Source organism: Streptomyces sp. NPDC012474 (assembly GCF_042955185.1).
GTDB classification, from domain to species: domain Bacteria; phylum Actinomycetota; class Actinomycetes; order Streptomycetales; family Streptomycetaceae; genus Streptomyces; species Streptomyces cahuitamycinicus.
In genome coordinates, this window is the sequence record NZ_JBIBEP010000005.1 from 123363 (window position 1) to 149968 (window position 26606).

The 26606-nt window shown below is 71.4% G+C and carries 25 protein-coding genes and 1 pseudogene; 10 read left to right on the top strand and 16 right to left on the bottom strand.

Annotated elements, in window-relative coordinates:
- Positions 1–157 precede the first annotated feature (157 nt).
- From ACFY9S_RS13490 to ACFY9S_RS13525, 8 genes are all read left to right on the top strand, one after another.
- Complete coding sequence (locus ACFY9S_RS13490; protein ID WP_391126944.1) at positions 158–967, top strand: NAD-dependent epimerase/dehydratase family protein; 810 nt, start codon at positions 158–160, stop codon at positions 965–967.
- 311 nt (positions 968–1278) lie between these two features.
- The gene (locus ACFY9S_RS13495; RefSeq protein ID WP_102908476.1) at positions 1279–2046 is read left to right on the top strand and encodes a DeoR/GlpR family DNA-binding transcription regulator; all 768 of its coding nucleotides are present in this window, start codon (positions 1279–1281) and stop codon (positions 2044–2046) included.
- Positions 2047–2178: 132 nt separating this feature from the next.
- Positions 2179–3552 (top strand): extracellular solute-binding protein, encoded by a 1374-nt coding sequence (locus ACFY9S_RS13500; protein WP_391126947.1) that lies wholly within the window; start codon positions 2179–2181, stop codon positions 3550–3552.
- Complete coding sequence (locus ACFY9S_RS13505; RefSeq protein ID WP_391126950.1) at positions 3549–4490, top strand: ABC transporter permease subunit; 942 nt, start codon at positions 3549–3551, stop codon at positions 4488–4490. The genes ACFY9S_RS13500 and ACFY9S_RS13505 overlap by 4 nt, the downstream gene beginning before the upstream one ends.
- A complete protein-coding gene (locus ACFY9S_RS13510) occupies positions 4487–5338 on the top strand; it encodes a carbohydrate ABC transporter permease (protein ID WP_102908479.1) in 852 nt (283 codons plus the stop codon). The genes ACFY9S_RS13505 and ACFY9S_RS13510 overlap by 4 nt, the downstream gene beginning before the upstream one ends.
- Complete coding sequence (locus ACFY9S_RS13515; protein ID WP_391126954.1) at positions 5335–6324, top strand: alcohol dehydrogenase catalytic domain-containing protein; 990 nt, start codon at positions 5335–5337, stop codon at positions 6322–6324. The genes ACFY9S_RS13510 and ACFY9S_RS13515 overlap by 4 nt, the downstream gene beginning before the upstream one ends.
- A gap of 74 nt (positions 6325–6398) precedes the next feature.
- Positions 6399–6620, top strand: a complete 222-nt coding sequence (locus ACFY9S_RS13520) for a hypothetical protein (protein WP_391126957.1) — start codon at positions 6399–6401, stop codon at positions 6618–6620.
- Positions 6621–6707: 87 nt separating this feature from the next.
- On the top strand, positions 6708–7910 hold the full coding sequence (locus ACFY9S_RS13525) for a TerD family protein (protein WP_391127657.1): 1203 nt from the start codon (positions 6708–6710) through the stop codon (positions 7908–7910).
- 30 nt (positions 7911–7940) lie between these two features.
- Here the strand turns inward: ACFY9S_RS13525 and ACFY9S_RS13530 are convergent, their stop codons facing one another.
- The 11 genes and pseudogenes from ACFY9S_RS13530 to ACFY9S_RS13580 all read right to left on the bottom strand — a co-directional run bounded on the left by ACFY9S_RS13530 (position 7941) and on the right by ACFY9S_RS13580 (position 19539).
- Positions 7941–8543: a TetR family transcriptional regulator gene (locus ACFY9S_RS13530; RefSeq protein ID WP_391126960.1), complete on the bottom strand. Its 603-nt coding sequence runs from the start codon at positions 8541–8543 to the stop codon at positions 7941–7943.
- Positions 8544–8610: 67 nt separating this feature from the next.
- Positions 8611–9483, bottom strand: coding sequence for an ABC transporter permease subunit (locus ACFY9S_RS13535; RefSeq protein ID WP_391126963.1), 873 nt, complete (start codon positions 9481–9483; stop codon positions 8611–8613).
- Positions 9473–10495 (bottom strand): ABC transporter permease subunit, encoded by a 1023-nt coding sequence (locus ACFY9S_RS13540; protein WP_391126966.1) that lies wholly within the window; start codon positions 10493–10495, stop codon positions 9473–9475. Before ACFY9S_RS13540 ends, ACFY9S_RS13535 begins: the two co-directional genes overlap by 11 nt.
- A 1-nt stretch (position 10496) precedes the next feature.
- Positions 10497–11801, bottom strand: coding sequence for an extracellular solute-binding protein (locus ACFY9S_RS13545; RefSeq protein ID WP_391126969.1), 1305 nt, complete (start codon positions 11799–11801; stop codon positions 10497–10499).
- 322 nt (positions 11802–12123) lie between these two features.
- Positions 12124–13161, bottom strand: a complete 1038-nt coding sequence (locus tag ACFY9S_RS13550; protein WP_391126973.1) for a substrate-binding domain-containing protein — start codon at positions 13159–13161, stop codon at positions 12124–12126.
- A gap of 408 nt (positions 13162–13569) precedes the next feature.
- Positions 13570–13974 (bottom strand): VOC family protein, encoded by a 405-nt coding sequence (locus ACFY9S_RS13555; RefSeq protein WP_391126976.1) that lies wholly within the window; start codon positions 13972–13974, stop codon positions 13570–13572.
- 80 nt (positions 13975–14054) lie between these two features.
- Positions 14055–15071, bottom strand: a complete 1017-nt coding sequence (locus ACFY9S_RS13560; protein ID WP_391126979.1) for a 1-aminocyclopropane-1-carboxylate deaminase — start codon at positions 15069–15071, stop codon at positions 14055–14057.
- A 49-nt stretch (positions 15072–15120) separates the two neighbouring features.
- Complete coding sequence (locus ACFY9S_RS13565; RefSeq protein WP_391126982.1) at positions 15121–15762, bottom strand: FCD domain-containing protein; 642 nt, start codon at positions 15760–15762, stop codon at positions 15121–15123.
- A 122-nt stretch (positions 15763–15884) separates the two neighbouring features.
- Complete coding sequence (locus ACFY9S_RS13570) at positions 15885–17468, bottom strand: TROVE domain-containing protein (RefSeq protein WP_391126985.1); 1584 nt, start codon at positions 17466–17468, stop codon at positions 15885–15887.
- A 344-nt stretch (positions 17469–17812) separates the two neighbouring features.
- Positions 17813–18057 (bottom strand): annotated as a pseudogene (locus ACFY9S_RS13575) (alkaline phosphatase PhoX); the annotation flags it as partial.
- Between the two features lie 66 nt (positions 18058–18123).
- Positions 18124–19539: a hypothetical protein gene (locus tag ACFY9S_RS13580; protein ID WP_391126988.1), complete on the bottom strand. Its 1416-nt coding sequence runs from the start codon at positions 19537–19539 to the stop codon at positions 18124–18126.
- 534 nt (positions 19540–20073) lie between these two features.
- Here ACFY9S_RS13580 and ACFY9S_RS13585 point away from each other — a divergent pair.
- On the top strand, positions 20074–21903 hold the full coding sequence (locus tag ACFY9S_RS13585; protein ID WP_391126990.1) for an endonuclease/exonuclease/phosphatase family protein: 1830 nt from the start codon (positions 20074–20076) through the stop codon (positions 21901–21903).
- Positions 21904–21963: 60 nt separating this feature from the next.
- On the opposite strand, the gene ACFY9S_RS13590 is transcribed toward ACFY9S_RS13585, so the two are convergent.
- From ACFY9S_RS13590 to ACFY9S_RS13600, 3 genes are all read right to left on the bottom strand, one after another.
- Positions 21964–22668, bottom strand: a complete 705-nt coding sequence (locus ACFY9S_RS13590) for an antibiotic biosynthesis monooxygenase (RefSeq protein ID WP_391126993.1) — start codon at positions 22666–22668, stop codon at positions 21964–21966.
- A gap of 145 nt (positions 22669–22813) precedes the next feature.
- A complete protein-coding gene (locus tag ACFY9S_RS13595; RefSeq protein WP_391126996.1) occupies positions 22814–23179 on the bottom strand; it encodes a DUF3618 domain-containing protein in 366 nt (121 codons plus the stop codon).
- Positions 23176–23583: a phage holin family protein gene (locus ACFY9S_RS13600; protein WP_391127660.1), complete on the bottom strand. Its 408-nt coding sequence runs from the start codon at positions 23581–23583 to the stop codon at positions 23176–23178. Before ACFY9S_RS13600 ends, ACFY9S_RS13595 begins: the two co-directional genes overlap by 4 nt.
- A 329-nt stretch (positions 23584–23912) precedes the next feature.
- Between ACFY9S_RS13600 and dapA the strand changes: the two genes are divergently transcribed.
- The gene (gene dapA / locus ACFY9S_RS13605) at positions 23913–24797 is read left to right on the top strand and encodes a 4-hydroxy-tetrahydrodipicolinate synthase (protein ID WP_391126998.1); all 885 of its coding nucleotides are present in this window, start codon (positions 23913–23915) and stop codon (positions 24795–24797) included.
- Here the strand turns inward: dapA and ACFY9S_RS13610 are convergent, their stop codons facing one another.
- Entirely contained in the window at positions 24798–26009 is a 1212-nt protein-coding gene (locus ACFY9S_RS13610; protein ID WP_391127000.1) for a WD40 repeat domain-containing protein, read from the bottom strand. It abuts the gene before it with no gap.
- Positions 26006–26563, bottom strand: coding sequence for a SigE family RNA polymerase sigma factor (locus ACFY9S_RS13615; RefSeq protein WP_391127002.1), 558 nt, complete (start codon positions 26561–26563; stop codon positions 26006–26008). Before ACFY9S_RS13615 ends, ACFY9S_RS13610 begins: the two co-directional genes overlap by 4 nt.
- Positions 26564–26606 lie beyond the last annotated feature (43 nt).

Below are 26606 nucleotides of genomic sequence, written 5' to 3' on the forward strand. Positions count from 1 at the left end.
CCGCGCGGCGCCGGTCAAGCGCGCACACCCGCGACGCACCTGCGGATTCGCCCCCTCCGCGGCATACTTGACGGGCTCCACCCCGGCTCCTTAGCGTGTCCACGCATATGAATGCCGTGCGCTCATGTGCACGGTTGGCGATCAAGGAGACCCGAGGATGCCCGCTCCCCGCACCGTCCTGCTCACCGGCGCCGCCGGCGGCCTCGGCACCCTGATGCGGGACCTGCTCCCGGCCTACGGCTACGACCTGCGCCTGCTGGACCTGCGCCCGGTCGAGGGCGAGCCCGGCGCGATCACCGCCGACCTTGCCGACCGGGACGCCGTGCGCGAGGCCGTCCGGGGCGTCGACGCGATCCTCCACCTCGCGGGCATCTCCCTGGAAGCGCCCTTCGAGAAGATCCTCAAGGCCAACATCGAGGGCACCTACCACCTCTACGAGGCCGCCCGCGAGGAAGGCGTCGGCCGGATCGTCTTCGCCTCCTCCAACCACGCCGTCGGCTACACCCCCCGCCCCCGGGGCGACGACCCACTCATCCCGATCGACACCCCGCGCCGCCCGGACACCTTCTACGGCCTGTCCAAGTGCTTCGGCGAGGACCTCGCGCAGCTCTACTGGGACAAGCACGGCCTGGAGACGGTCTCGGTGCGCATCGGCTCCTGCTTCCCGGAGCCGACCAGCGTGCGCATGCTCTCGGTGTGGATGAGCCCCGCCGACGGCGCCCGCCTCTTCCACGCGGCCCTGACCGCCGAGCACGTCGGCCACACCGTCGTGCACGGCTCCTCCGCCAACACCCGGCTGTGGTGGGACCTCGGCACCGCCCGGGCGCTCGGCTACGAGCCGCAGGACGACTCCGAGCCGTACGCCGAGAAGCTCATCGCCGAGCAGGGCGAGCTGCAGGACGGCAACGAGGCGCACGCCTGCCTGGGCGGCCAGTTCGTGACGGACCCGCCGATCTGGCCGTACTGACCGGAAACGGTCGTCACCGGAGCGGGCGGGCAGAGAACGGGCCCGCCCGCTCGGGCATTCGGGCACGACCCCGAGACGGCGGGGAAGCACCCTCAGGGGCCCGGAGAAGTGCGCTACCAGCCACAACGCACCAACAGACACCCACGGCCCCTCCCCGCCACTCCGCACACCCGCACGACCGAACGGGCACACCCGGGCAGGATCCCGCCCGCAACAGACCTGGCCACCACGGAACACCCCCTGTAGAACTTCCCCCATGGCCCGACCGAGGGCCCGAACGGGCAGCACAGCAGGGAGGCGGGTGACGGCCCATGAACAGAACCGCGGAAGAACGCCAGCGCGAGATCGTGCTGACCGCACGTCGGGACGGCGCCGTCGACGTCACCGCCCTCGCCGCCGGACTGGGCGTGGCCAAGGAGACGGTACGGCGGGATCTGCGCGTCCTGGAGGACCACGGTCTGCTCCGCCGCACCCATGGCGGCGCCTACCCCGTGGAGAGCGCCGGTTTCGAGACGACGCTCGCCTTCCGGGCCACGAGCCACGTCCCCGAGAAGCGCCGGGTCGCGGCCGCCGCGGCCGAACTGCTCGGCGACGCCGAGACCGTGTTCGTCGACGAGGGCTACACCCCGCAGCTCATCGCCGAGGCACTCCCCCGGGACCGGCCGCTGACCGTGGTCACCGCGTCCCTGCCGGTCGCGGGCGCCCTCGCCGAGGCCGAGCACGTCTGTGTCCTGCTGCTGGGCGGCCGGGTGCGGCGCGGCACCCTCGCCACCGTCGACCACTGGACGACGAAGATGCTGTCCGGCTTCGTCGTCGACCTGGCGTTCATCGGCGCCAACGGCATCTCCCGCGAACACGGCCTCACCACCCCCGACCCGGCCGTCAGCGAGGTCAAGACCCAGGCGATCCGGGCCGCCCGCCGCGTGGTCTTCGCGGGCGTGCACACCAAGTTCGGAGCGGTCAGCTTCTGCCGGTTCGCCGAGGTCGGCGCGCTGGAGACGATCGTGACGAGCACCCTCCTGCCGGTCGCCGAAGCCCACCGCTACTCGCTGCTCGGACCGCAGGTCATCCGCGTCTGACCGGCACCCTGCCGGCCAAGCCCGCGTCCTCACGGGCGGCCGACCGGTGGCCCGCGTCGGCGGTCCATCTTCCCCAGGGCGCCCACACGCCCTGCGATGCCCCTTATCTCCCCATACATCCAGGAGCGATCCATGCGAACCCAGAGCCGACGACGGCCACCGCGAGCCCCGCTCGCCCTGGCCGCCGCAGGGACGCTGCTCGCCCCGCTGCTCTCCGGCTGCTGGGTCGGCGCGGGCGGGGCCGGATCCGGCGGCGACGCCATCAACGTCCTGATGGTCAACAACCCGCAGATGGTCGAGTTGCAGAAGCTGACCCGCGCCCACTTCACGAAGGAGACGGGCATCAAGGTCAACTTCACCGTCCTGCCCGAGAACGACGTCCGCGACAAGATCAGCCAGGACTTCGCCAACCAGGCCGGCCAGTACGACGTCGCCACCCTGTCCAACTACGAGATACCGATCTACGCCCGCAACGGCTGGCTGCGCGAGATGAACGGCTACGTCGCGAAGGACCCCGCCTACGACGAGCGGGACGTCCTGAAGCCGATGCGTCAGTCCCTCACCGCGGACGACGGCAAGCTCTACGGCCAGCCCTTCTACGGCGAGTCGTCCTTCCTCATGTACCGCAAGGACGTGTTCGAGAAGAAGGGCCTGACGATGCCCGCGCGCCCCACCTGGCGGCAGGTGGCGGACCTCGCCGCGAAGGCGGACGGGGCCGAGCCCGGCATGAAGGGCATCTGCCTGCGCGGCCTGCCCGGCTGGGGCGAGGTGATGGCACCGCTGACGACGGTCGTGAACACCTTCGGCGGCACCTGGTTCGACAAGAACTGGAAGGCGCGGCTCGACTCCCCCGCCTTCGAGAAGGCGACGAAGTTCTATGTCGACCTGGTGCGCGAGCACGGCGAGTCCGGCGCCGCCCAGGCCGGATTCGCCGAGTGCCTGAACAACATGACCCAGGGCAAGGTCGCCATGTGGTACGACGCCACCTCCGCGGCCGGTTCCCTGGAGGCCGCCGGCTCCCCGGTCAAGGGCAAGGTCGGCTACGCCCCCGCCCCCGTCGAGAAGACCGAGTCCTCCGGCTGGCTCTACACCTGGGCCTGGGGCATCCAGAAGGCCTCCCGCAACCCTGACAACGCCTGGAAGTTCGTCTCCTGGGCGTCCGGCAAGAACTACGAGGAACTGGTCGGCGACGAGGTCGGCTGGTCGAACGTCCCGGCCGGCAAGCGGGCCTCCACGTACGCCAACGCCGACTACCGCAAAGAGGCCGCCGCCTTCCAGGAGATGACCAAGGACGCCATCGAGAAGGCTCGGCCGAACGACCCCGGCGTCCAGCCGCGGCCCGCGCCCGGCATCCAGTTCGTCGGCATCCCCGAGTTCACCGACCTCGGCACCAAGGTCTCCCAGGAGATCAGCGCGGCCATCGCCGGACGCCAGTCCGTCGAGTCGGCCCTGAGGAAGGCCCAGGCGCTCGCCGAGAAGATCTCCGAGGAGTACGAGGGACGATGACCGCCACGACCACGGCCCCCGTGGCCGCTCCCGGGACACGCACCCCGGTCCGCCGGCCCTCCGCCCGCCTGCGCGCCTGGGCCACCCGGGCCCCGCTGCTGCCCGCCCTGATCTTCATGATCGTCGTCACCCAGCTGCCCTTCGTGGCCACGCTGGTGATCTCCTTCTTCGACTGGAACAGCCTCTACCCGGACGCCCGCCACTTCACCGGCCTCGACAACTACCAGGAGGTCCTCACCGACGCGGACCTGCGCCACTCGGTGTGGACGACCGTGCTGCTGACGGTGGCGGTGGTACTGGCCAGCCTGGTGCTGGGGCTCGCCCTCGCCCTGCTGCTGGACCGGAGGTTCCGCGGCCGGGGCATCGTGCGGACGCTGCTGATCGCACCGTTCCTGGTGGTGCCGGTCGCGGCGGCCCTGCTCTGGAAGCATGTGCTCTACAACCCTGAATACGGCCTGCTCAATGGGCTGTTGCACTATGTGGGCGGGCCCCAGCCCGACTGGATCTCCACCGCCCCGCTGCTCGCGGTCGAGGCATCCCTCGTCTGGCAGTGGACGCCGTTCATGATGCTCATCCTGCTCGCCGGCCTGCAGAGCCGCGACCACGAGCAGATCGAGGCGGCCCGCGTCGACGGGGCGAGCGACTGGCAGATCTTCGTCCACCTGACGCTCCCGCATCTGCGCCGCTACCTCGAACTGGGCGCCCTGCTGGGCTCGATCTACATCGTCCAGAACTTCGACGCGGTCTTCACGATCACCTCCGGCGGACTCGGCACCGCCAACCTCCCCTACACCGTCTACCAGAGCTTCTACCAGGCCCACGAGAACGGCCTCGCCTCGGCCGCGGGCGTCCTGGTGGTCATCGGCTCGATCGTCATCGCGACCTTCGCCCTGCGCGTGGTGTCGTCCCTGTTCCGCGAGGAGGTGTCCCGCGCATGAGCACGACCGCACCACACGCCCGCCGGGCCCGTGGCAAGGGGGCGGGCCTGGGCCTGCTGGCCTGGCTGCTCGGCATCGCGTTCTTCCTGCCCATCGCGTGGATGGCGCTGACGTCCTTCCACTCGGAGACCGACGCGGCGACCAACCCGCCGTCCTTCGCGGCCTCGCTCACCCTGGACGGCTACCGCGAGTTCTTCGGAGCGGGCGGCGGGGCGAGCCCCTGGCCCGCCCTGATCAACTCCACGGTCGCCTCCGTGGCCTCGACCCTGCTGGTCCTGCTGCTGGCCTTCCCGGCGGCCTACGCGCTGTCCGTCAACCGGGTCCGCAAGTGGACGGACGTGCTGTTCTTCTTCCTCTCCACGAAGATGCTGCCCGTCGTGGCCGGCCTGCTGCCGATCTACCTGTTCGCCAAGAACGCCGGGATGCTCGACAACATCTGGCTGCTGGTCATCCTCTACACCTCCATGAACCTGCCGATCGCGGTGTGGATGATGCAGTCGTTCCTCGCCGAGATCCCGGTCGCGGTGATCGAGGCAGCACGGGTGGACGGAGCGCGGCTGCCGACGGTCCTCGCGCGCGTGGTCGCCCCGATCTCCCTCCCCGGTATCGCCGCCACGGCGCTGATCTGCTTCATCTTCAGCTGGAACGAGCTGCTGTTCGCCCGGGTGCTCACGGGCGTGGTCGCCGAGACCGCCCCCGTCTTCCTGACCGGCTTCATCACCAGCCAGGGCCTGTTCCTGGCGAAGGTGTGCGCCGCGTCGCTCGTCATCTCCCTGCCGGTGCTCGCCGCGGGGTTCGCCGCCCAGGACAAACTGGTCCAGGGCCTGTCGTTGGGAGCCGTGAAATGAAGGCCGCCGTCATCGAGTCCGTGGGCAAGGCCGTCGTCGCCGAGGTCCCGGACCCGACGCCAGGGCCGCGCGAGGTCGTCGTCGAGGTCGCGGCCTGCGGGCTGTGCGGCACGGACCTGCACATCCTCCAGGGCGAGTTCGCCCCGGAGCTCCCGATCGTGCCCGGGCACGAGTTCGCCGGCGAGGTCGTCGGGGTCGGCACCCGGGTCACGGAGGTGTCGGTGGGCGACCGGGTCGCCGTCGACCCCTCCCTGTACTGCTACGAGTGCCGCTACTGCCGTACCGGCCACAACAACCTCTGCGAACGCTGGGCGGCGATCGGCGTGACCACGGCCGGGGGCGCGGCCCGGTACGCCCTCGCCCCGGTGGCGAACTGCGTGAAGCTCCCCGACCACGTCCGCACCGAGGACGCGGCGCTCGTCGAGCCCCTCTCCTGCGCGGTGCGGGGCTACGACGTGCTCCAGTCCCGCCTCGGGGCGCACGTGCTGATCTACGGCTCCGGCACCATGGGCCTGATGATGCTGGAGCTGGCCAAGCGCACGGGCGCGGCGAGCGTGGACGTCGTCGACGTGAACCCGGCCCGTCTGGAGACGGCCCGCCGCCTCGGCGTCTCGGCGTCGGCGGCGAACCCCGACGAACTGGACCGCCCCCAGGGCTGGGACCTGGTCGTGGACGCCACGGGCAACGCGGCGGCGATCCAGGACGGCCTGGACCGGGTGGCGAAAGCGGGCACGTTCCTGCAGTTCGGCGTGGCCGACTACGCGACGCGGGTGACGATCGACCCGTACCGCATCTACAACCAGGAGATCACCATCACGGGTTCGATGGCGGTCCTGCACAGCTTCGAGCGGGCCGCGGAACTCTTCGCGAACGGCGTCCTCGACCCCGGGATCTTCATCAGCGACCGCGTCCCGCTGGAGCGGTACCCGCAGGCGCTGGAGCAGTTCGCGGCGGGTGTCGGCCGCAAGATCGTGGTCGTGCCGTAGGACAACGGACCGTGCCATGCGGGGACGGGCGAAATCCGGTGGGACGCCCGCCCCCGCCGCCGTACGCTCTCGGCATGCCACGACCCCACGGATTCGCCTACGAGCAGCACACCGGCGGGACGGTCCGCATCAGCCACCACGGCCGCCCCGCCACCACCTTGAACGGCCCGCGGGCCGAGCAGTTCCTCGCCGAGGTCGAGACCTCCGACCCGCAGCTGGTGATGGCCCGCTGGACCGGCAACTACAAGCGGGGCAGCGAACGCACCGCCCGCGACCACCCCCGCAATCGCCGCTGAAGCCCCCTGGCGAGCGCCGTTGACCCGATTGGCCGCAAGGTAAGGGAACGGCAAAACCGCTTCGCTCGTTCACCCGGCATGACAGCTATGACCCCCGGCTCGAACATCCCCCTGTCCGCCGCCCGCGTGACGGTGGACGTCACCGCCCCGGTGCGGCTCGACGTATCGGGCCTGCTGCTCACCGCCGACGGCAAGGTGCGCTCCGACGACGACTTCATCTTCTACAACCAGCCGTCGGGCCCCGGCGTGACGTACCGCTCGGGCGGCGGCAGTGCGCCCGACGCGATCGTGGTCGACACGGCGGCCGTTCCCCCGGGCATCGAGAAGATCGTCGTCACGGCGAGCCCGGACGCCGCGGGCCAGACCTTCCAGGGCATCGAGCCGACGGCCACCATCCGCAGCGCGGACGACGGCTCCGTCCTGGCCACGTTCACGCCACCGCAGCTCGGCGGCGAGACGGCCCTGGTCATCGTGGAGGTCTACCAGCGAGGCGGCCAGTGGAAGGCCCGCGCCGTCGGCCAGGGATACTCCAACGGCCTCGCGGGCATCGCCACGGACTTCGGTGTCACCGTGGAGGAGCCGGCCGCGGCCGCCCCGCCCCAGCCGGTGACCCCGCCGCCGGCCCCGATGCAGCCCCCGGCCCCGCCCGTCTCCGCCCCCACCGCGCCCCCGGCCGCCCCTGCCACGCCCCCTCCGCCCGCGCCCGGCGCCGGGAAGATCAACCTGGACAAGGGCCGCGTCAGTCTCCAGAAGAACCAGACGGTCTCCCTGATCAAGGGCGGCCGCCCCCTGCTCTCCTCGGTCAAGATGGGCCTCGGCTGGGAGCCGGCGTACCGGGGCAAGGACATCGACCTGGACGCCTCGGTCATCGCCTACGGGCCGCAGCGCAACCACATCGACAGCTGCTACTTCGGCAAGCTCCAGATCGTGGGCGGCGCGATCCGCCACTCCGGCGACAACCTCACGGGCGAGGGCGGCGGGGACGACGAGGTCATCACCGTCGACCTCGGCCGTCTCCCCCAGGAGGTCACCGGCCTGGTCTTCACGGTCAACTCATTCTCCGGCCAGAAGTTCACGGAGGTCGCCAAGGCGTACTGCCGCCTTCTGGACGGCGCGACCGGGGAGGAACTGGTCCGCTTCGACCTCACCAGCGCCGAGGCGCAGACCGGCGTGATGATGGCCAAGCTGATCCGCCAGTTCTCCGGCGAGTGGGACATGACGGCCATGGGCGACTTCGTGAAGTCCCGCACGGTGAGGGGAATGGTGAAGCCGGCGGCGCAGGCCCTGTAAGCCACCGGACCGGCCTTCATGGACGCCCCCTCACCGGGGGGCGTCCGGCTCACCGGTCAGCGGCGCCCCGGCCGCCAGCCCCTCCATCAGCAACGTCAGATACCGCCGGATGTGCCGACCCTCCCCGTCCGCCAGTTCCGACGCCGTGGCCACGCCGTGCGCCAGCCGCAGCACGTCGATCGGCTCGACGTCCCGCCGTAGCGTGCCCTCCTCCTGCGCCGCCCGGACCAGCCGCCCCGCCGCGGCCTTGACCGAGTCGCCGCAGGCCGTGTTCACGAGGGAGCCGGAGTCCGTGACGGCCGGTCCCAGCAGCGCCTTCAGCCCCCGTATCCGGATCATCCCGGTGCCGAGTTCGTACAGCCACTCCCCCAGCGCCTCGCCCGGCGGCCATGCGGCCGCGAGCACATCGGCCCGGGCCGCGATCGCCTCGACGCGGTCCAGGTACGCGGCCTCCAGCAGCGCCCGCCGGGTCGGGAAGTGCCGGTACAGCGTGCCGGAGCCGACCCCGGCCCGCTTGGCGATGTCGTCGAGCGACGCTCCCTCCCCGTGCTGCGCGAAGGCCTCCACGGCGACCGTCAGCAACCGCTCGTAGTTGCGCCGGGCGTCCGCCCGCATGGGCCTGACCTGCACCACGCGACCATCTCCTCACCGACCGGGACCTACTCCGCACCCTACCGAGAGACGGGTCCGGGGCCCGCCCTCACATCTTCGTGGCCCCGGCCGCGAGGTCCCGCAGGAAGTGCCGCGCCCCGAACAGGAACACCGCGATCAGCGGGATGACGCTCATCAGCGCACCGGCCATCACCAGGGCGTAGTCCGCGTTGTAGAGGACGTTGAGGTTCGCCAGTGCCACCTGGAGCGTGACCCTCTCCGGGTCGATCATCACGACCAGGGGCCAGATGTAGTCGTTCCAGAGGCCGATGAAGGTGAAGATGCCGAGGAAGGCCAGGGCCGGGCGGAAGAGGGGCAGGGCGACCTGCCCGTAGAGGCGGAAGAAGCCGGCGCCGTCGATGCGCCCGGCGTCCAGCAGTTCGTCGGGCAGGGAGTTCTGGGCGTACTGGCGCATCCAGAAGATGCCGAAGGCGTTGGCCGCGCCGGGGACGATCAGCGCCTTCAGCGAACCGGCCCAGCCGAACTCGGCGATGGTGACGAACTGCGGCACCAGGGACAGCTGGGCCGGGATCATGTATGTGACCAGCAGCATGCCGAAGAGGAACTTCTTCGCCGGGAACTCGTACTTGGCGAAGGCGAACGCCGCCAGGGAGTCGAAGAACAACACGAGCGCGGTGCCCGCCACCGCCACCACGACCGTGTTGAACAGCGAGCCGAAGAAGTCGACCGCGTCGAGAACCCGGCCCATGTTGTCCAGCAGATGCGGGCCGGGCACCAGCTTGGGCGGGTAGCTGTAGATGTCCTGGGTGGTGCCGGAGGCCATCACCACCAGCCAGTAGAAGGGGAACAGTGAGATCAGCACGCCGAGCAGCAGCACCGCCCGGACACAGATCCGGGAGAGTCTGCTGCCGGAGCCGATCGCCAGTCCGGCGCTGCCGGTCGTCCTGTGGTCAGCGGCCATCACGAGCCCCCTTGCGGCGCAGCCGTCCGGCGAGGCCGGGCCGGCGGTCGTCGCGGTCGGAGCCGGAGACCAGCCGCCAGTTGATGATCGTGAACACCGCGATGATGGCGAAGAGCAGCCAGCCCATCGCGGCGCCGTAGCCGAACTGGTGCTCCTGGAAGGCCTTCTGCCAGAGATAGAGCACGATGGTCATCCCTTCCTGACCGGGGCCGCCCGTGGTGCCGACGTCGGTCGACTGGAAGAGCACCTGGGACTCGGTGAAGACCTGCAGGCCGTTGATGGTGGAGGTGACGGCGGCGAAGAGGACCACCGGACGAAGCTGCGGCACCACGACCCGGAACAGGGTCTGCCAACTGCTCGCACCGTCGACGCGCGCGGCCTCGAAGTGCTCGGTGGGGATGGCCTGGAGGCCCGCCAGGAAGATCAGGGCGTTGTAGCCGACCCACCGCCAGATGATCATGATGGACACGGACGACTTGATGCCCCACTCGGAGGACAGCCAGCCGATCCCGTCCAGACCGACGGCCCTGAGCACCGCGTTGGCCAGGCCCGCCTGGGCGAAGACCGAGCCGAAGACGATGGTCATGGCGACCATCGAGGTGACGTTGGGGATGAAGTACGCCACCCGGTAGGCACCGGCGAAGCGCACCTGCGAATGCAGCAGGAACGCCAGCACGAGCGCCAGGAACAGCATCGGAACGGTCGACAGGAACCAGATCTCGAAGGTGTTGAGCACCGCGTGCCAGAACACCGAGTCCTGGAGCAGCCAGCCGTACTGCCGGAGCCCGACGAAGCGCATCTCCCCGATGCCGTCCCAGTCCTGGAAGGACAGGTACATGGAGAAGACCACCGGGAAGGCGCCGAAGACGGCGAAGAGCACGTAGAACGGGGAGATGGCGAGCAGCGGCGGGAGATGCCGCCGGCGTCCCCCGAGCGGGGCGGACGTGTCACGGCGGGCGGGGTGCCGTTCGTCGGCCGCCGGCGCACCGGCCGGGTCGAGGACCGTGGCCATGTCAGCTCACCCCCAGCCGCGTCAGCGCGGTTCCGGCTGTGTTCACGGCGTCCCGCCAGGCCCGGTCAGGGTTCTTGCCGAGCGTCTCGACATTGGTCAGCTCCTGGAAGAACGGGGTGTTGGCGGTCTTCTCGTAGGGGCTGAAGTAGACGACCGGGGCCTTCTGGGCGGCCGGGCCGAAGACGTCGATGGGCTGCTGGCCGCCGAAGAAGGGGTCGGGCTTGTGCATCGCCGGGTCGGCGTAGGAGGCCTGAGTGGTGGGGAACAGGGCCATCTCCTGGTAGCTCTTGAGCTGGTTCTCCGGGCTGAGCAGCCACGTCAGGAAGGCGAAGGCCGCTTCCGGTTCCCGGCAGTAGCGGGTCAGCGTCACGTAGGAGCCGCCGTAGTTGCAGGGGCCGTCCGGCAGAGTGGTCAGCCGCCAGGAACCTGAGGTCTTCGGCGCGGAGTCCTTCAACCCGTTGATGGCCCACACCGCCGTGGTCATGGTGGCGACGCGGCCGCCGCTCATGGCCGCGTTGAAGTCGGGTGTGCCGTCGGTGATCCCGGCGCTGAGGCCCTGGCGGAGGAGGTCCACGGACAGGTCCCAGGCGCGCCGGATGTGCTCCTGGTCGCCGATGAAGCGGTCGTCGGCGTCCACGAACTGCTTCGGGCTCTGCAACAGCACCTGCTGGAAGACGTTGCCGATGTTGCTCACGAGGTGGGGCTTGCCCGGTGCCCTGCGTCGCAGGGTCCGTCCGGCGGCGATGAACTTCTCCCAGGTGGGGATCTGTTCGGCGACGTCCGCCGGCTCGTGGGGCAGGCCGGCCTCGCGGAAGAGGTCGCGGCGGTAGTAGAGCGCGGTGGGGCCGGCGTCGAGGGGGAAGCCGATCATCCGGCCCGTGGGTGTGAAGCAGGCCTTCCACTTCCAGTCGAGGTACCGGTCGCGGACGGATGCGGCGCCGAGTGTGCGCAGGTCGAGGAACTCGTTCTCGTCGGGGAAGAAGGTGGCGAGGTTGGCGTTGTTGACGACCGTCAGGTCCGGCACGTAGGCGCGGGCGGCGAGACTGGTGCGCACCTTGGAGTCGATGTCGCCGTCCGGGACCTGGGAGCCTTTCACTTTCAGCCCCGGGACGCCGGGGACGCCGCGGGCGGCGGTGGCGAGGAGTTTGTCGCTGAGCGAGCCCTTCCAGTACCAGAGGCTCAGGTGGCCGGAGCCGGCGGAGGCCGATCCCTCGGCGGTCCCGCATCCCGAGAGCGTCAGCAGGCCGCCCGCGCCGCCCAGGGAGGCCCCCAGGAAGCGTCTGCGGGACGTCGTTCGGTGTTCCATGGGCGCGCGCTCGCTTTCCGGGCGTGCCGCAGCCGGGGCACAGTGCTGCCGCGGGCCCGTTCTCGCGGGGATGGGGGGAGGGCTTCCGGGGATGAGGAAGGGAAGACAACGATGTCGGCGAGCGGGATGGTGTGGCCGACGATGTCGCGGTGGGGGTCGCGGTGGGGGTTTCTGAGCGCTCGTGAACGTTCACGTGAGCGTTGCCGTCGAGTATCGGCGTGCTCGAAAACCGATGTCAAGACAACGGCGGGGCCGATGTGCCGGGGGCCGGCGGCCGGCCGGTGCGATGTCACGCGTCTCCCGGCCACCAGCCCGACGGGGGTCAGGCGGAGTCGCGCACCACGAGTTCCGGCGTCACCCACGCGTCGGCGCCCCGCAGCGGCTCCTCACCCGCGTGCAGCCGGGCCACCTGCTCCACGGCCAGCCGTCCCAGCTGCCGCTTGTCGATGTGCAGGGTGGTCAGGGCGGGCTCGACCAGTTCGCCCAGGGAGAGGCCGTCGAAGCCGAGCACGGCCACGTCGTCCGGGACGCTCCGGCCCCGGCGGCGGGCGGTGCGCATCGCCCCGACCGCGATGAGGTCGTTGAAGCCGAAGACCGCGGTGGTCTCGGGCCGTGCGGCCAGCAGCCGCTCCATGCCGGCTTCGCCGCCCGCCACGCTGTGCTCGGGGCACACCACGACCCAGCTCTCGTCGGCCGGCAGGCCGAGCCGGCGTGCCTGGTCCAGGAAGGCCTGTCTTCGGGGGCCGGGGCCGTGCACACCGTCCAGCATGCCGATCCTGCGGTGCCCCGCGCGGAACAGGTGGTTCATGCCGTGCTCGACCCCGGTGGCGGCGTCGATGCCCACGGCCGCGAACCGGGTCTGCTGCGGGCCGCGTTCCAGCAGCACCAGCGGCACGCCTCCGAGGTGCCGGGTGAGCACGTCGTCCGGGTCCTTGAAGTAGCCCACGACGGCGTCCGCCTGATGGGAGAGCACGTCGAGCGCCTCCCGCTCCCTGGCCTCGTCGATCCGGGAGTCCCACACGACGACCTGCCAGCCGCGCTGCTCAGCCGCCTCCAGCACCCCGGCGGCCACCTCCGGGAAGAACGGATTGCGCAGGTCGGGGATGACCAGGCCCGCGGTGACGGCCCCCTTCTGGACGAGTCCGCGCGCGAACCGGCTCGGCCGGTAGTCCAGGAGCCGCGCCGCCTCCAGGACCCGTTCCTTGGTGCCGGGGTCGATCTCACCCTTGTCGTTGACCGCCCGGGAGACCGTCTGGCGGGACACCCCGGCCAGGCGGGCGACGTCGTGGATCGTGGCCCGGCGCCGCGCACCGTCGGGCTGCTCGGCACTCGGCTCCGCACGCTGATTGTCCGTCCACACGTCCAGCACTGTATCCGGCGCCGGAGCCGGCCCGGCAGGGGCAGCCGGAAGGGCACCCTCCGGCTGCCGGCACCGACGCCCACCGGGTCGCCCGCGTACGGCGAGGAGGGGCCGTGTCGGGGAGTGCCCGCCCGCATACGGCGAGAGGACCGTGCCGGGAAGTGCCCGCCCGCATACGGTGAGAGGACCGTGCCGGGAAGTGCCCGCCCGCATACGGTGAGAGGACCGTGCCGGGAAGTGCCCGCCCGCAGCGGTTGGCGCGTCGACGAACAGTCGGTCGGCGTCCGACCCGATCACGCCGTTCCAGAGGACGGGCACCCAGCGGCGCGGCCCCAGCCCGGCACCGCGGCGACGGCGCCCGGGAAGGGGGCCGCAGCCGGCCGGTCACCCCGGCCGGGCGCCCCCCGGTCAGTCGCCGAGCTCGGTGAACAGCGTCAGCTGAAGGGCTCCGGGGGCTTCGAGCCGGGAGTTCAGGGAGTTCCAGGGAGTGCGGGTCGGCTCGGCGACGACCTCGGCTCCGGCGGCGGCCAGCTTCGCCGTGGTGGCCACGGAGTCGTTCACCTGGAAGGCGACCCGGATGTGCCCCGCAACGCGCCGCCCCACCTCGACCTCGTCGATGAACGCGGCGTGGTTCGGGTCGGTCAGCTCCAGGGTGGCCCGCCCGGCGTCGAGGATCGTGACCCGCCCGTCCTGCGAGGCGAACGCGGCCTGCTCGGTCAGGCCGAGCACGTCCCGGTAGAAGTGCAGCGCTGCGTCGTAGTCGTCGGCGGTCACGACCAGGCGGAGTTCGCGGACGGCGGGCTCGTCGGGCATGGGGGCTCCTCCGGTACGTCGGGTAACCGCGACAACCCGGCTGCCCGCCGGACGATTCCCGTAGGCGGCCGGACCGGCGGTCAGAACAGCGCGCTGTAGGCGTTCAGCGCCGGCTGCCCGCCGAGGTGGGCGTAGAGCACCGTGGAGTCGCGGCCGATCTCGCCCCGCGCCACCAGGTCGGTCATCCCCGCCATGGACTTGCCCTCGTAGACGGGGTCGGTGACCATCCCCTCGGTCCGGGCCGCCAGCCGCATCGCCGCGAGCGTCGTGTCGTCGGGAACGCCGTAGACGCCCGCGTGGTACCGCTCGTCCAGCTCGACGTCGGACTCGGTCAGCTCGCGCTTCAGACCGATGAGCCGGCCGGTGGCCTGCGCGATCCGGGCGATCTGGGCGCGGGTCGCGGCCGGTTTCGCCGAGGCGTCGACGCCGAGCACGCGCCGGGGCCTGCCGCCCGCCTCCTCCAGCGCGGCGAACCCGGCGACCATGCCGGCCTGGGTGGACCCGGTCACCGAGCACACCACGACGGTGTCGAAGAAGACGCCCAGCTCCCGTTCCTGCTCGGCGACCTCGTAGGCCCACCCGGCGAAGCCCAGTCCGCCGAGCGGATGGTCGGAGGCACCGGCGGGGATGGCGTACGGCTTCCCGCCGCGCTCCTCGACCTCCCTGAGCGCCTGCTCCCAGCTCTCCTTGAAGCCGATGCCGAAGCCGGCCCGCACCAGCCGCACGTCGGCCCCGGCGAGCCGGCTGATCAGGATGTTGCCGACCTTGTCGTACACGGCGTCGGGCCAGTCCACCCAACTCTCCTGGACGAGCACGCACTTGAGTCCGGCCCGGGCTGCGACGGCCGCGACCTGACGGGTGTGGTTGGACTGCACGCCCCCGATCGACACGAGCGTGTCACAGCCCTGGGCGAGCGCGTCGGCGACCAGGTACTCCAGCTTGCGCGTCTTGTTGCCGCCGTACGCGACACCGGAGTTGCAGTCCTCGCGCTTGGCCCAGAGGGACGCACCGCCGAGGTGCGCGGTGAGCCGCTCCAGGGGGTGGACGGGCGAGGGGCCGAAGAGCAGGGGGTAACGGTCGTACGAGGAAAGGGGCATGAGTCCTCCCGGGTCGGTCTCGGTCGATCTCGGCCGCGTCGGGCCCGTCTCAGTCGGCGAGTTCCTCCAGCCCCCGCCAGATCTCCGCCGTGACGAGGACCGCCTCGGTCGTGTCACCGGCCGCGCAGGCCTCGATCAGCCGCTCGTGCAATCCGGCCGAACGGCAGCTGCCGCCCTCTGCGAAGCGCCGCCGCTCCAGGCGGCGGATGAGCGGGGTGTAGCGGGCGACGGTCGCGGCCGCCGCCCGGTTGCCGCTCACCCGGACGAGGACGTCGTGCAGTTCGTCGTCGGCCCGCAGCGCCGCGTCCACGTCTCCCGTGCGCACGGCGGAGGCGAACCGCTCGTTGGCCGCGTGCATCTCGGTGATGTGCGCGGCGGCCAGCCGGGGCACGGCGACCCTCGTCACGAGTTCGTGCAGGGCACCGACCACGGCGGCGGCGTCCCGGACGTCGGCGGCCACCAGCGGGGTGACCCGGGTGTAGCTCTGCGGCTTGCTCTCCAGCAGTCCCTCGTCCACCAGCCGGGAGAACGCCTCGCGCACCGGCGCCCGCGACAGTCCGAGCCGCTCCGCGAGGTCGGCGTCCCGCACCGGCGCGCCGGGCTCGATCTCCCCGGCGACGATGGCGTCCCGGATCACCTCGTAGGCCCGGTCCCTGAGCAGGGTGCGGGGTACGGGCCGGATAGTGTCCATGACTGAAATGTTAGATGTCAGTATCGATGCCGACAAGGGGCCTGTCCGGCACTCCCGCCGACTCCCGGCCCGTCGCGGGCGAGGCCGTGGCCCGCACTCCCCACGCGGTGCGGGCCACGGCCTCAGGCCGCCCAGGGCCAGTCGGCGTCGCGGGATGCCTCGATCAGCGGAACCATCCGGAAGGCCGCGTCCGAGAGCCCTCCGAACGTGTGCCGGTCGCCCTTCCCCGACGGGCCGTGGCCCGCCCGGTATCCGGCGAGGTTCCAGGTGTAGACCGGCACGCCGGCCGGGACCTGCTCGGTCGGGTCGCCCCGGTGGTGGTGCGTGTACTGCTCGTCGGTGACGATCAGCACCCGGTCGTGCTTCTTGTAGTGCCGGCGCACCGCCTCCGTGGTGTCGGTGCCGCCCAGGTCGCCGAAGCGGCCGAGGATCTTCAGCACCGACTCGCCCGCGCGGAATTTCACCCGGTCGCTCGTCGAGCCGAACTCGACCAGGTCCGCCCGGTCGGCCCGCAGCGCAAGCGCCGTACCGAAGATCGCCGCCGCGTCGGCCCGGGTGAGCTCCGACCGGTCGGACAGCCGCGACCAGAACATCGAGCCCGAGCGGTCCACGAGCACCAGCGTCCGGCCGGGCAGCGCGGGCACGTTGGCCAGTGAGTGGCCGAGCGCCCGCTCCAGGGCGTACGACCAGCGCAGCGACGGCGCGTGCTGGTAGGCGGCGAGGTACCGGAAGGGGAACTGCCGCGAGCGGGCCACCTCGGCCGGGTCGCTGATCCGCGCGGCGACCCGCTCGGCCACCTCGTCCGAAACACCGGCCTCGTCGAAGTTCCGCAGGTTGCGCACGAGCGCCGTGGCGCCCATGGAAGGGATCACGGCCTCCCAGGCCGCCTTGTCCATCGGCCCCTGCAGCCAGCCCGCCAGCGCCTCCCACGTCATACCGGCCGCGGCCAGCCGCTCGGCACCGCCCTCGGCGGTCACGACCGCACGCCGCTCCTCGACGGGCAGCGCCATCAGCTCGCGGTGCGCGGTGAGGACGCGGTCCGACGCGGGCGGCACGGCGGTGTCCGGGTGGTGGCGACGGTCGAGGGCGTACCGGAACAGCTCGCCCTGCCACGGCTTGTCCGGGTCCGGGGTCGCGTGTACGAGGTTGAGGATGTCGCCGAAGCGGTAGCCCTTGGAGGCGGTGTCGTACTTCAGCAGTGCCTTGCCGTGGTAGAGCCGGCGTACGGCGTCGGCGATACCGCGCTTGACCGGCTTCGGCACGTTCCGGCCGTACATCGTCGTCCAGTACGCGAGCAGTTCGCCGGGCTCGTCGGGCCGCTGGAGAACGGACGCGACGACCTGCCGGTTGGCCGGGCCGTCGGTCGCACCCGCGTCCAGGCGGGCCTTGACGTACTCGGCGGCGCCGACCAAGGAGGCCGTGCGCAGGTTGCCCGCGCCGCGCAGCCAGCCGAGCAGGCCGGCCGTCCACTCCGGATCGGTGACGGCGAGTTCACGCACGAGCCGCTGGAACCGATCGTCGCGGTCGGCACCGGTCTCGTAGAAGGTCTGCTGTGAGACGAAGTGGGACACGGCGAGCAGGAAGAGCTCGGAGCGGGCGTCCCGCTCACGGCCCCGGCCGCCCTCGTACGTCCGCAGCACCCGCCCGGTGGACGTCACGCGCGAGACGGGACGCGCGCGGGCTGCCTTGCTATTGAATCGTGCCATGGTGAATTCCCCCGAATTCGTTCGTGTTTCGCGAGGGACGCTGCATGCGGAAAAAGAGGTGGGTGCCCGAGGACAGAAGTCGGCGACGGACTAATTCAGATGCTCTACCCACTTGAGCTACAGCGACCCGAAGTCGCTGACGGGACTCGAACCCGCAACCCTCTGATCCCAGGAAGTAACCGTTGCCTTCGCACCGGGCACCCACCACATGCCGCGCCTCCCGAGATCAAGTCGGCGGCGGCGTCGGATTCTTTGGAAGAGAAGTAGCCGCTGCCATCGCACCGGGAGGTGCGTGACGTTGTGATCTCACTGTAGGAGGCGCGCATTGGAAACTGCGAGCGAATTTATGACCGCTTCCGGCGCTTCCAGGGACCGGTGATCCCGAGCAGGAGCCCGGGGCCTGAATGCCGGCGTAGAGGGTTGTGCCGTCGGGCGTGCAGGTGACCCCCGCGAACTCGTTGCACGCCGGCTCCTCTTCGGCGCCGACGTTCAGGTCGTTCCGGGCGATCGGGTATGTGCGGCCGCTCTCGGTGGTGCCGAACGGGTGCGAGACTCCCTCGCCGTCCTCGGCCGGCACGATGCCGCCGTACGTTCCTGTGCGGCTCCGCCGCGTGGGCGCGACGAGCCACGACGGCGCCGCGCCCGCGAAACGGCATCAACCACCCTGTTGCGACCGCGCCTTGAAGGCCGCCTTCCGAGCCTCCTTCGCGACCTTCTTGTCGGGATGCAACCGCCCCATCGCCTCCAGCACATCAGCCGTAGCGGGATGCTCGACCCGCCAGACGGCCTCGAAGAACCCACCGTGCTGCTGAGCGAGCCCCTCCACCAGCGCCCGCAGCTCCTCGGAGTTCCCCTCCGCTGCCAGCTGCGCGGCCACCGTGTCGATGGTCAGCCAATACACCATCGCTTCCGACGGCGCGGGCACATCCACCGCACCGTGCTCCGTGAGCCAGACACGGGCGAGACCGCCCAGCTCGGCATCGTCGAGCACCTCCCGCAGCGCGGGCTCGGCCGAAGCACCCACCAGGGACAACGCCTGCTGACACCGCAACCGCCGCAACGGCGCCCCGGTGTCCGCGCCCCGTGCCGCCGCCAGCAACTCCCGTGCCGCGGCGAGCGCTTCCCGGCGCCGAAGCCATTGCTCGGTCTCGGCCTGCGCAGCACCCGGCGGGAAGTCCGCCGTGCCGTCGAGCAGCGCGTCGGCCCCCTTGTCCGCGAGGTCGCCGACGGCCGGTGCGTCGAACCCGGCCTCCAGCAGCCGGGCGCGCATGCCGTACAGCCCGAGCGGGGTGAGCCGGACCAAGCCGTAGCGGGAGACGTCGGTGTCGTCGACGGGTGCCGCGGGCTCCTCGTCGGCGTCGGCCATGAGCGCCTCGTCGACGGGCTGGTACGCGACGAACCCGACCGGTTCCAGCATCCGGAACTGGTCGTCGAGCCGCATCATCGCGTCGGAGACCTGCTCCAGGACGTCGTTGGTGGGCTCGTCCATGTCACCGGGCACGATCACCGAGGCGGCCAGGGCCGGCAGCGGCACCGGGGTGCCGGGCGTGTCCTCACCGGCGGTCAGCAGATAGAGGTTGCCGAGCACGCCGTCGAGGAACGCGGCCTCGCCCTCGGGGTCCCAGCCGAGGGCGGAGAGGTCGATCTCGCCCTCCTCGTCCACGAGCCCGTCCAGGTCGGGCACGCTCGCGTCGGCGAGGACAGTCTCCAGGGCGGAGAGCCACACGGTGAGCACGTCCTGCGGCGAGCCACCGGTGAGCAGGGCCAGATCCTCACCGGCGGTCACGGTGCCCTCGTCCTCGTCGACGACCTCGACGAGCCCGGCGTCCACGGCGACCCGCCAGGCCTCGCTCGCGTCGGCGGCGGCGTCGTCCCCGCTCAGCCCGAGCGCCTCGACGGCCGCGGGCAGCTGCTCGTCGACGAGCCCTCCCCCGGCGTCGACGCGGGTGTCCGGCCCGGCCCAGCGGGCGAGCCGGGCGGCCCGGGACAGCAACGGCGTGGACAGCGCGTCGCGCGCCAGCTCCGCTTCGGGGTGCAGCCGCACCGGTGGCAGGGGGGAGCTGTCTGACATCGGCTGTTTCTCCTATGGGCCTGTCGTTTGGATCACGCCGCAGACGCGGGGTCTGGCACGCATGCTGCCGCGTTGTGTCGGTTGCCGACTCCCCACGCTCGGCTGCGCTCGCGCGGGAGGGACCCCATCGCGTCGACGCCCTCCTTCGCCTTGCAGCTGCACGCACCGGACCCCGCTCACCGGCATCGAGCAGCACCGTCGGTTCGCTGCGGCCTGATCCGAACGACAGGCCCTGGCGCGCCTCAGGTGACTCAACCGCTCAGCCTAGACGGATTTCCACCCATGCCGCCCACTTCATGTCCCCGTCAGCCGCCGTACATGGCCGAAACCTTGACAAGTGACATGAGCAGGCTGGAGATTGACGCGCGTAGAAGTCGGCGGACACTTGTTCACCGGGGCCGGCCCCACCAGGTCCACCCGTCCACCGTTCTCTACGCGCGTCACCGCATCCGCCCCACAGGGAGCGGCAGTCAGCCATCCCGTCCTTCTCCGCCCTCGTCCCGGCGCCCTGTCACGTCCCCGGAGGGAACCCCGTTGCCGAGCAAGTCGTCCGCGCGTCTCGCCGCGCTCACCGTCGCCGCCGCGTGCTCCGCGGCATCCACGATCGTCCTCACCAGCCCCGCGCACGCGGAGTCGGTGCGCATCCACGACATCCAGGGCAGCACCCGGATATCCCCGTACGCGGGCAAGCAGGTCACGGACGTGGCCGGAATCGTCACCGGCATCCGGACCTACGGCTCGTCCCGCGGCTTCTGGATCCAGGACCCGAACCCGGACGCCGACCGGGCGACCAGCGAGGGCGTCTTCGTCTTCACCGGCTCCGCCCCGAAGGGCGTGGCCGTCGGTGACGCCGTCACGGTCAGCGGCACGGTGGCGGAGTTCGTCCCCGGTGGCGCCACCTCCGGCAACCAGTCGCTGACGGAGATCACCAAGCCGACCACCGCGGTCGTCTCCAGCGGCAACGCGCTGCCCGCGGCCACGGCGATCACCTCGCGCTCGGTTCCCGCCGCCTACGCCCCCGCCGGAGACCCGGCCGCGGGCGGCTCGGTCGACGCGCTCCCCCTGAAGCCCTCGAAGTACGCCCTGGACCACTACGAGGCGCTGGAGGGCATGTCCGTCCGGGTCACCGACACCCGCGTCGTCGGCGCCACCGACCCGTACACCGAGCTCTGGGTGACGGTGAAGCCGCACGAGAACCGCAACCGCCACGGCGGCACGGTCTACGGCTCCTACGCCGCCCAGAACACCGGCCGCCTCCAGATCCAGTCCCTCGGCCCGACGGCGGACTTCCCGAAGGCGAACGTGGGCGACACCCTCAGGGGCAGCACCGCCGGCCCCCTGGACTACAACCAGTTCGGCGGCTACACCCTGGTCGCGAGCGAACTGGGCACGCTGAAGAGCGCTGGCCTGGAGCGCGAGACGACCCGCAAGCAGCGCTCCTCGGAACTCGCCGTCGCCACCTACAACGTGGAGAATCTCGACCCGGCCGACGACACGTTCGCCGCCCACGCCTCCGCGATCGTGAACAACCTGAAGTCGCCCGACATCGTGTCCCTGGAGGAGATCCAGGACAACAACGGCGCGCAGAACGACGGCACGGTCGCCGCCGACCAGACCCTCACCAAGCTGATCGACGCGATCGTCGCGGCCGGCGGCCCGACCTACGACTGGCGCTCGGTCGACCCGGCCGACGGCACCGACGGCGGCGAGCCGGGCGGCAACATCCGGCAGGCGTTCCTGTTCAACCCGGAGCGGGTCTCCTTCGCGGACCGCGCGGGCGGTGACGCCACGACGGCCACCGGCGTGACGAAGATCCGGGGCAAGGCGCACCTGACGCTCAGCCCGGGCCGCGTCGCCCCCGCCGACGAGGCATGGAAGAACAGCCGCAAGCCGCTGGCCGGCGAGTTCGTCTTCCGCGGCCGCTCGGTCTTCGTGATCGCCAACCACTTCAACTCCAAGGGCGGCGACCAGGGTCTGACCGCCCGGTACCAGCCGCCGTCGCGCAGCTCCGAGACACAGCGCCACCGTCAGGCCACCGTGGTGAACGCCTTCGTCAAGGACATCCTCGACACCCAGAAGAACGCGGACGTCATCACGCTGGGCGACATCAACGACTTCGAGTTCTCGCGGACCGCGAAGCTCCTGGAGGGCCGCGGCGAACTGTGGTCGGCGATCAAGTCGCTGCCCAGGAGCGAGCGTTACTCCTACGTCTACCAGGGCAACAGCCAGGTCCTCGACCAGATCCTGATCAGCCCGTCGATCCGCCGCGACTGTGACTTCGAGTACGACAGCGTGCACGTCAACGCGGAGTTCCACGACCAGATCAGCGACCACGACCCGCAGATCCTGCGGTTCCGCCCCTGAGGAGCCCGGGGCCGGCCGAACGCGCTGTTCGGCCGGCCCGCTCTCAGGGCACCGGCCCGATCAGGGCACCAGCCCGAGGACGTGGTCGTAGCGGCTGACGGAGCCGCCGGGCCGGAGGCCCGGCCAGTTCTGCACGCGCTTCCACTGCTCGGTCGCCGAGCCGACCCCCTCCCCCGGCGCCGCCATGGCATCGATATGGGCCTGGGCGCTCTCCCACTCGGCGTAGTTGAGCACCCGCGTGCCGTCGGTGCTGAGGTGGAAATGGGCGGAGATGCCGCCGGGGTGCGCTTCCGGTTCGCTCTCCAGGGCCTCGAACACCGCGTCGACCCAGGCGCGTTGCCGGTCCGTGTCGGGCCCCTCGAAGCGGACGTCGACGATGACGACGCATCCCGGGGCGGGCGCCGCCGCGCCTTCCTGCCCGACACTGCGATAGTGCCGGTACCGCCCCAGCTCCACCCGCTCGATCCCCGGCACGGCGGTGTCGATCTCGTCGACGCGGTCCTGCCGGTGGGTTTTCACGAACGCCTCGAAGGCCTGCTCGCTCCTCCACTGCGAGTAGTGCAGCAGGGTGTCCCCGTCATGCCCGGCGTACACGTGGTACCCGAGCAGGTCGGCGGTCGGCCAGGGCCGCCGCTCCCACGTCCGCGCGATCGCCTCGACGGCCTGCCGCTGCCGCTCGGGGGTTCCCAGACGCCAGGTGCTGAAGAGGGGGGCACCGATACGAGGGTCGGTGGGGTCGGGGTGCTGTTCGGTCCGACGGCTCATGGAACGCTCCAGTTGTGTGCGCGACTGCCTGCACACCCCACTGTTCAACCTCGACCAAACTTGAGGTCAAGCGGTGTTCGGCAGGCCGCGCCCCTGGATGTCCGCGTCCGAATGTCCGCGTCCGGATGGCCGCAGAGGCCGCCGCTCAGTGGTGCCCGTGCACGTACCTCCACCGCAGCACCCCGACGGCCACCACGCCCGCGGCCGCCCCGGCCACGAGCACCGGCCGTGGATGCCGCATCCCTGCACGCACGACCGTCCGCACCGGACGGGGGCCCGCATGCGTCGCCCGGCCCTGGACCGCATGCCCCGCCTGCGACGCGCTGCTGCGCAACTGCACCGTCACCGCCCCGGCCTTGTCCCGCAGATCGGCGGCCCGGGCCAGCGCACGCCCCTTCACATCGACCTTCCCGGCCAACTCCTCCACGGTGTTCCCGAGTTCGCTCCGTGTCTGCTCGATCTGCCGCCGCAGTTCATCGGGCCCCTTGGCCCCACCCGCCGGCTTCGTCATCGATGCGCCCTTCCCTTGATCTCCTCCACGTCCGCCTTGACGCTGCCGATCGTCTCCTCAGGCGTGGGGGGCGCGGCCCGCCGCAACTGCCCCCGCCCGACGGCCGCCAGCACGGCCGCGATCACGAACAGCACGCCCGTCACGATCAGCGCGGCGGCCCACACGGGCAGCACCAGCGAGAGTGCGGCGGCGCCCGTACCGGCCAGCGCGAGGAACCCGGCGTACGCGACGGCACCCGCCGCACCGAGCAGCCCGCCGCCACGCCCCGCGCGCCGCCCCTTCTCGGTCAGCTCTTCCTTCGCGAGCGCCACTTCCTGCCGCACGAGCCGGGAGGCCTGCTCGGCGGCCTGATTGACGAGCTCACCCACGGAGTGGTGGTCGTCGTGCACGACCCGATGATCCATGGTTTCGGTCACGGTGTTCCGCCTCCTCTCGAAGTAGGAACCCCCGAGTACCCGCCCGCCCACCGGCTACCCGTGCGCTCCGGCCACACGCCGCCGCGCCCGGGCCGCGCCGGGGACCGGTCGTGCCGAGCCCGGGACAGCGCGGCCCGGACGACCGGTTCGGTCACCGTCGGCCCAGGCACCCGGCGCCCGCACCGCACCCGCCCGCGCGACCCACCGATCGGCTGCTCCGCCAGCTCCCGCAGCAGACCTATCTCGTAGCGGACCTTAACAACACCCGGTAGCAGAATTAAGTGGAGCTACATGGTCGGCAGGCCGACACTACCCCCATGACCACACCCTTCGGCCGCGCCCTCTGCGCGATGATCACCCCGTTCACCGCCTCCGGAACCCTCGACCTCGACGGCGCCCAGCTCCTCGCCGCCCACCTGGTCGGCAACGGCTGCGACGGCCTCGTCCTCTCCGGCACGACGGGCGAGTCCCCGACCACCACGGACGCCGAGAAGTCCGCCCTCGTCGCTGCCGTCCGGGAGGCGGTGGGCGACCGGGCGAAGGTCCTCACCGGCATCGGCACCCCCGACACCCGCCACACCACCGAACTGGCCCGTGAGGCGGAGAAGGCGGGCGCGGACGGCCTGCTGGTCGTGTCGCCGTACTACAGCCGCCCCCCGCAGGACGCGATCGAGGCCCACTTCCGTGAGATCGCGGACGCCACCGGACTCCCCCTCATGGTCTACGACATCCCGGCCCGCACCGGCTCCCGCGTCGAACCCGAGACGATCCTCCGCCTCGCCGAACACCCCAGGATCGTCGCGGTCAAGGACTGCTCCTCCGACTTCCTGGGCGCCCAGAAGGTGCTGGCCCGCACGGGCCTGGCGTACTACGCGGGATGCGACGAACACAACCTCGCGCTGTACGCCGTGGGCGGTACGGGCTACGTCAGTACGGTCGCGAACGTGATCCCGGACCATCTGCGAGCGGTCCTGGACGCGTTCGACGCGGGCGACACCGCCCGGGCGGCCCGCCTCCAGCAGCGGGCCATCCCGCTCGTCGAGGCGATCATGTCGGCGGGTCTGCCGGGCACCGTCACGGCCAAGGCGCTCCTGAACGCCCTGGCCCTCCCCGCAGGACCGGTCCGCGCCCCGCTCCGGCCCGCGCCCCCGGCCACGACCGACACCCTGCTGTCGCTCCACGCGGACCTGGCCGGGCCCTGATCACCGCTCCGCGAACACCGGCTCCCACCGCCCCTTGGTGTCGTTTTTGGGAGACCGGAAGTCGCTGAGCGGGATCGTCTTCTCGTCGCCGACGGTCACCAGCACCAGCCGCTGACGGAACTCGTTCCCGTCCCGCCCGATGTCCCAGGCGACGAGCGAGTTCCCGTCCGCCCAGGCGAGCAGCTGCTGCCCGCGCACCTCGCGCTGCTTGCCGGTGCGGGCGTCGAGGACGAAGGACGACGTCTTCCACTTCCGCCCCGCGAACGGACCGGCGACGAGCTGCCCGTCCGGAGACGCCCCCGCCTCGACGCTCCAGTCGCGGTACTGCTCCAGCGCCGGCGGGGGAACCTCCCCGCCGGTGAAATCGTAGAACTTCTCACCGGGCTCGGTGGGCATCCCCGACCAGACGAGACGGCCGTCGCGGGTGAACGCGAAGTCCTGGCGGGGGTTGATGAAGGCCTCGGGGTTGTGCGCACCGCCGCCGATCTCCACTCCCGCCCATGAGCTGCTCCCGGACGCCACGTCGATGACATGGAACCCGGTCCGGTCCGACTGCGTGAACGGGGGCTCCCAGCCCTCCGCCCCGTCGACCTTCTCCCGCTGGTCGGGATTCTCGCTGTACGTCGTCGCGACGAGCTTCCTGCCGTCGGTGGAGAACTCCACTCCCGCCACCGGATGGTCGACCGGGATCCACCGCTTGACCTGACCGCTCGCCAGATCGAGCAGCCCGATGCGCGGCACGGGCAGGTTCCGCTCCAGGACGGCGGCGGTCGTCATCCCGGGAGCGACCGCGACGTACGACCACCGGTCGTCCTTCGCGTACTTCTTCGTCTTCGGGTTCAGCAGCCAGTACGTGCGCTGCTCTACGGCCCGGTCGGCGGACTGCTCGACGTTCTTCGTGGTGAAGTACGCGGCCAGCGCGACCCGCCCGGCCGCGATCATGTCGCGCGGCGGCGACTGGTCCGGGTGGGGGGTGATGTCGGTCTGCTCAGCCCTGCCCGAGGGGCGCACGTCCTGCTTGCCGGAGTCCAGGACGGGCACCGCCACGACGACGGCGATCACGGCTGCGGCCGCCGCGGCGACACTCGCGAGCCGTCGGCTGCGGCGGCGACGGCGTACCGACAGCACCCGGTCGGCGAAGCCGGGGCCGGTGGGCTGCTGCCCCTCGGCCTGGTCGCGCAGTGCGTCACGCACGAGTTCGTCGACGTTCACTGACGCACCTCCACAGGCGAGTAGTCGGGGGAGGGCCGCTGCTCGGCGGCGGCCGGGCCGAGAGCGGCCAGCTCGGGCGCGAGGACGCGCAGCCGGGCGAGGGAACGATGGGTGGCGGACCGCACGGTGCCGACGGAGCAGCCCAGGATGCGGGCCACCTCGCTCTCGGGCAGATCCTCGAAGTAGCGGAGCACGAGCACGGTGCGCTGCCGCGCGGTCAGCCGGGCCAGTGCGCCGCGCATCACCAGACGCAGCTCGGCTGCGCCGGAGGCGTCCGGCTGGGCGCCGGTCTCCGGCGGTTCGGCGACGCTCAGTTCACGCCTCGGCCACTTCAGCCGCCAGCGGCTGACCTGCTGTCGGTAGAGGATCTGCCGGACGTAGGCCTCGGGTTCGTCGATGCGGTGCCAGCGGCCCGCAGCCTTGATCAGCGCGTTCTGGAGCAGGTCCTCGCCCGCGTGCCGGTCGCCGCCGCTGAGCAGGACCGCGGTCTTCAGCAGCGCGGACGACCGGTTCGCCACGAACTCCCGGAAACTCTCCTGCGCTTCGGCATCCATCGTCACCTTCGCTCTCCCCCGGGGCGAACCCTGTGTCCACCCC